Source organism: Endozoicomonas sp. SESOKO1, assembly GCF_024606265.1.
Lineage (GTDB): Bacteria > Pseudomonadota > Gammaproteobacteria > Pseudomonadales > Endozoicomonadaceae > Endozoicomonas.
Genome location: NZ_JAHHPP010000008.1, coordinates 1 through 5639 on the forward strand (window position 1 = coordinate 1; position 5639 = coordinate 5639).

The 5639-nt window shown below is 46.8% G+C and carries 6 protein-coding genes; 4 read left to right on the forward strand and 2 right to left on the reverse strand.

Translation table 11 applies throughout. From position 1 onward, the window contains the following. The coding region (locus KDK13_RS00720; protein ID WP_257282809.1) for an MFS transporter at window positions 1-1480 on the forward strand (1480 nt) is incomplete at its 5' end. 285 nt (window positions 1481-1765) lie between these two features. Then, a complete protein-coding gene (locus KDK13_RS00725; RefSeq protein ID WP_257282810.1) occupies window positions 1766-2557 on the forward strand; it encodes a hypothetical protein in 792 nt (263 codons plus the stop codon). Window positions 2558-2629: 72 nt separating this feature from the next. Here the strand turns inward: KDK13_RS00725 and nhaC are convergent, their stop codons facing one another. Together nhaC and KDK13_RS00735 are read right to left on the reverse strand one after the other, a co-directional pair. Then, window positions 2630-4057 (reverse strand): Na+/H+ antiporter NhaC, encoded by a 1428-nt coding sequence (gene nhaC / locus KDK13_RS00730; protein ID WP_257282811.1) that lies wholly within the window; start codon window positions 4055-4057, stop codon window positions 2630-2632. A 216-nt stretch (window positions 4058-4273) separates the two neighbouring features. Next, on the reverse strand, window positions 4274-4453 hold the full coding sequence (locus KDK13_RS00735; RefSeq protein WP_257282812.1) for a hypothetical protein: 180 nt from the start codon (window positions 4451-4453) through the stop codon (window positions 4274-4276). Window positions 4454-4734: 281 nt separating this feature from the next. Here KDK13_RS00735 and KDK13_RS00740 point away from each other — a divergent pair, with 281 nt between their 5' ends. Together KDK13_RS00740 and KDK13_RS00745 are read left to right on the forward strand one after the other, a co-directional pair. Next, the gene (locus tag KDK13_RS00740; protein ID WP_257282813.1) at window positions 4735-5064 is read left to right on the forward strand and encodes an STAS domain-containing protein; all 330 of its coding nucleotides are present in this window, start codon (window positions 4735-4737) and stop codon (window positions 5062-5064) included. Between the two features lie 211 nt (window positions 5065-5275). Beyond that, window positions 5276-5491, forward strand: coding sequence for a toxin-antitoxin system HicB family antitoxin (locus KDK13_RS00745; protein ID WP_257282814.1), 216 nt, complete (start codon window positions 5276-5278; stop codon window positions 5489-5491). Window positions 5492-5639 lie beyond the last annotated feature (148 nt).

The following is a 5639-nucleotide window of genomic DNA, read 5'->3' on the forward strand; positions in this document are numbered from 1 at the left end:
CTCCTGTCTTATATCACCGCCCGATTGGGCGATGCTTTACGACGGGTTTGGTAATCACTACCGATTTTTCATCATTAAATTTTTTTCAAAACGGCTCTCAAATCGGGGGCTATTCTTAATCGGTATTCCATACCCGACTCAGGCTTTCTTTATTCGCAACGCTGAGGGTGAAACCATTAAACCATCCAAACGGGGTATCACCGCATCTTCCAGTCAATATAAGCTGGCATCTTCCGTATCCCTGGGGGGCATGCTGGAGATTTATGATTTCCTGATATATGGCTTGATGGCCAGTTATATTGCCGAGAACTTCTTTCCTGCAAAAGACCCTGTCACCTCATTACTCACCACGCTGGCTACGTTTGCCGTTGGTTATCTGACCCGGCCACTGGGGGGGATTGTCTTTGGACACTTCGGGGACCGTTATGGCCGCAAAAAGACATTTACCTTTTCCATCTTTCTGATGGCACTAACCACCGCATTGATGGGCTGTCTCCCCGGATGGAACAGTATCGGTGCAGCAGCCCCCATCACTCTGATCATATTAAGGCTACTCCAGGGGTTCTCCCTGGGTGGAGAAATTCCGGGAGCGATCACCTACCTGAGTGAGACGACGCCGGAAAGACGTGGACTGGTGATCGGCATTCTGTTTGTGGCTATTATGATTGGCGTATCGTTCGGTACCTTCGTTCACGGCATGCTTGAAATGCACCTCCCGGAAGAAGATATGAAGGCATGGGGCTGGCGTGTCCCTTTCTGGATTGGCGGGTCTCTGGGAATTGTCAGCTATCACATCCGCAAACACTTCGCCGAGTCCGGCTTATTCGAAGCACTCGACCAGACTAAAGCACAGGCTTCCATACCGATTGTTCTTCTTTTCAAAAAGCACACCCGGGGAGTTATCTGCGGATTAATGACCATTGGCCTGTGCGGAGCAACCGTCACTATCTACAGTATTTACATGCCAAGCTACCTTTCTTCGCTACTGGGCTTTCCCAGGGAAGCCGTCGCCTGGCAAACCACTCTGGCGTTTCTGATGCTATCGCCGCTCTGCCTGATATTCGGGCTGTTATCTGACCTGATTAATCACAAACTGATTCTTGGCGTTATGGCCGTTATTATCGCCACAATTTCCTGGCCAGCGTTTCAGTACTTCTCGTCACCTGCAGCCGAGCTTAACAAGATCATGTTGATCTGCGGCTTTCTGGCAGCAACCGCATCGGGGGCACTTCCTCCACTGTTGATCAGTTTTTTTCCAACGGAGATTCGCTATACCGGCATTGCCACCTGCTATAACATTGGGTTTGCCCTTTTCGGAGGGATCGCCCCTTTTACATCAACATTACTGGCTAAATACTCAAATAATACCTCGGGGCCGGCTATTTATCTTTCTCTTATTGCAATGATCAGCCTGATAGCCCTGTTTATTCCATGGCCAAACATTCAGATGACACCGGATCTGTTTGATGAAAAAAGTTAGCTTCAGGCAACCAATAAATAAGCTTGCTTAAAATATCAAAAGAGACAGTATTTCATTCTCAAAATATCTTCTGGACAGGCTCTCTGGAGTAATACTGATTCCCCGGCTTTGCTAATTGATCAGGGGTGCGATAATTGTAAATAACCTGGATTGCCAGTAGATTTTGAGCCGTTACTGTCGTCTAATCTCTCAGCTAATGCTGCTGGTTGCCGACAATGTTAAAATCATCAAAACAGAATATCAAAGATCGCTGAGGAAGCATCAAATCATTACTGAGTTTTCATCATGCCTGAAATAAAAAACAATAATACACCCTTGCCACCAAAAACGTTTACCTCTGACCAGGTCACAAACAAACCTGCGAAGTCCAGGGCAGAAAGCTTATTCCAATCAAGAGCAGTCACCCCACAACCTTCAGCCAGTAATTTACCATCATCCATTAATCAAAAATTCAAGACAGCCTTGTCAAAATTTAAAATTTCGGCACTAAAAACAGGTGTTGATTTTCCAAAAAAAATACCCATGTCGGGCATTATTAATTTTTTTAAAGGACATAATAATAATTATGTAGATACCATAGGGACGGAAGACATCAACTCAGTAAAAAAGCGAGCCAACAATTTAAGGAAATTATGCAATAAGCCTGGTGATGCTGTCCTATTAACGTTCGGAGGTGGTCGCCACAGTGCCATGCTTGTTTATGACAAAGAGCGCAACAAGCCTGTCTACCTTTCCTTCTATGGCGATATAGCGTTTGAAGATCATAGTAACTGGGGACTCTCCACTGAAATATTGCATTTCAAAGATATGCTTTATGAAGACAACATCATCAAATTGGAAGGTATGGATAATGATGCCATGCTGAGCAAGTGGAGAACATCACTGGTCAATGAAAAATACTATCTCCTTACCAAAAACTGTTCAGCTATTACCAAAAAGCTTTTGCTGGCCGGTTCTCAGCCTGTCGTTGGAGACATTCACTCTCCACACGACAGAATATGGCAAATGCCATCCAATACAAAAGAACTGGCCAAGGATCTGCGGGTAAAATTACAACAAAAAAATTCAGCCGAATAAACAAAACGACATTCTGTCATAAAAACCATCATTGCCCAGAATTTGTTCCACCTTCAATAATCATCACAGGCATCAAACTGCATGACTGGTTTGTTGAAGGCCCGAATCCTGGCGGAACAGACCAAAGCCCATTATGGCAAGCACCACGGCAAGCACCGGGCTGAGCCAGTTCAAAAGAGCCCAGGGCGCATACTCAATCACAGCAACGCCCAGGGTCGAGGCAAAAAAAGCACCTCCGGTGGTCCATGGAATCAACGCCGTTGTGAGTGTAGCCCCTTCTTCCAGAGAGCGCGAAAGCACACGACGATCTACGCCCTTTTGATCATAGGCATCACTGAACAGCTGCCCTCCCAATATGATCGATAGGTAAGCTTCCCCCATGGTCATATTTCCCGTAAAGCAGGCGATGACGGTGGTCGCCACCAGAGTCGATGTTCTTTTTATTCTGATCACCACCGCCTGAATGAGCACCCGCAAAAAACGGCAACGCTCCAGGATGCCTCCCAATGCCAGGGCCATGAGCGATAATGACAGCGTCCACATCATCGAGGTGATGCCACCGCGTCCGAGCAATGAATCAATACTCTCCAGGCCAGTATGAATATTGCCGCCGCCATAAAGACTGTTAAGAACTGTCGACAGACTCTGATCCTGGATAAAGATAGCCAGCAGCACAGCAACAGAGGATGCCAGCATCATGCTCGGTTCTGCGGCAACACGGGCCATACTGAGAAGCAACATGACGATCAGCGGTAACAACGTCAGTGCATTAATCGTGAATGTGTCTTTTAAAGCAGCCTGCATGGCTGACAACTGTTCTGCGGGTAACTGATGTCCAGCGTAACCCAACCCCATCAGCGAGAACACGGCCAGGGCAAGAATATAGGCAGGTCCTGTAGTAAACAGCATGCTCCGGATATGGGAATAGAGATCAACTCTTGTGCTCATGGAAGCCAGGTTGGTGGTATCGGAAACCGGTGACATCTTGTCACCGAAGCAGGCACCGGAGATAACCATACCGGCAACCATTGGAGCAGGTATTCCCATGGTGGCCCCAATCCCCATCAGGACAACCCCAATGGTGCCAACTGTTCCCCAGCTGGTACCCGTGGCAAGGGACATCAGGCTACAGAGAACCAGCCCGGCAGGCAGAAAAAACGCTGGACTGACGCATTCAATGCCGTAGTAAATCAGTGTTGCCAGGGTACCACTTTGAATAAAGGCGGCAATCAGTACTCCGATCAGTATAAAGATATAAATCGCCGTCAGCGCTCCGGTAATCCCGGTATTCATGGCATCCCGAATGGCACGAAAATCATACCCAAGGGAAAAGGCACTGAGGGAAGCAATCACCAGAGAGACCAGAATCAAGCTGTGCAGACTGGCTTCCAGGACAAAAAGTCCAGTACTGATGACGCCAATAATTGCAGCTAGGGTGATGAAAGCATGGAGAAAACCGGGTTCTTTCCGTGACGCTTCTGGCTGTGTCGATACCGTCATAACATAACTCCCTTAGATGCCCGGTCAACCACCCTGAAAACAGGGGAAGGGCAATAATAGCGGTTTATACTGATCACTGCACCTACTAAAGCACGCCATTCATCAAAAACTCATGACGATACATGGCAACAGAATAATGACAAAAACAATGGTGGAACTATTCACGCACCCGGTGAGTTACAATGGGGATAACGTTGGCGAAACGGGGTGATTCAATTATCCCTGCATACTCAAGCGCCCAGTCCCTCCACCATCTTTTCTGGTTTCGTAGCGGTGATTCAGGCAGCGATACTGGGCAGCCAAAACAGATTCTGATGCACTCCCTGACTGATAGCATCCCAGGAAGCTGACCACGGTAATCATTATCTGAGCGCTTGTTCGAATTCTTCCTGACATAATGACATCCTTTCATTACAGCGAATACGATCCGGATAATGTTATTGGAACCAGCCTGTGTCACCAATAACAAAACCGTCAGCATTGATAACAAAAGCCCAAAAATATTCATCTATATTATTTCAATCAATTACCATCAAATCAGCCTGCCAGAAAACACCTACCTGAAATGAACTCTGGCTCTGCACTATTGTCAGACTCTGTAACCAGAGTGTTATGCAAAACCACGGCTCCTGCCCTTAATATTCCTCTCATTAAGGGATCAAGCCGGGAGAAGGAGTATGGAATTAACCATTAATCTCGAGAGTTATCAAAACTACACACTATTGATTCTGGATGGTGATATTAATACCAGTACTGTCCAAATACTGGAGAATGCATTAGGGGGTGCAACCAGACTCGACAATAGCCATATTGTGCTTGACTGTACGCTACTCAGAAGTGTCAGCAGTGATGGATTGAAATTACTCCTTCATTGCCAGGTACAACTGGCAGGACATTTCTATCTCTCGCTCTATAACGTGCCCGACAGCGTTGCCTCACTGATGGAGTTAAGCGGCATTACGTATTTCATCCAGATGAACACTCAGGAGCAGAATTCAGTTCGTTGAAATACCAGCTGCTTTGTTTCGGCACTTCTCGGTAGTGGCGGCGCAAGCCGGGAGATTCTCAGGCTTTGTCTGAATCGACAGTTGAACCCTCTGATGGGCAATGCCCTTTATACCGAGTATGAGTCGCTGTTAAAGATATTGGTCGAGGAGAACTGAGGTTTGACCACCTGACCATTTGCAAACCAGAAGACTTTATCAGGGAGATCCGACAATGAGCGTGCTCACCATTAGACTGACCGAAGAAAAACATGAACGTCTGAAACAACTGGCCAAATCCAGAAACATCAGCCTGAACAAATTGATGGATGAATTATCAAGCATCGCCCTGGCAGAGTTTGATACCTATAACCGTTACCTGGCCAGGGCAGAATCAGGCAATCCAAAGAAAGCCCTGAAAATTCTGGACAGGCTGGATGGACGGTTGTGAGTTATGGGTTGTGAGGTGTGAGTTATGGGTTATGAGTGAATAGGGAATAGTTAATTGTGAATAGACCAATTCCCTATTCCCCCTTAACCATTCACTCACAACCCATAACTCATCACGCCCGCCCATACGTATCCTCATACCGCACAAT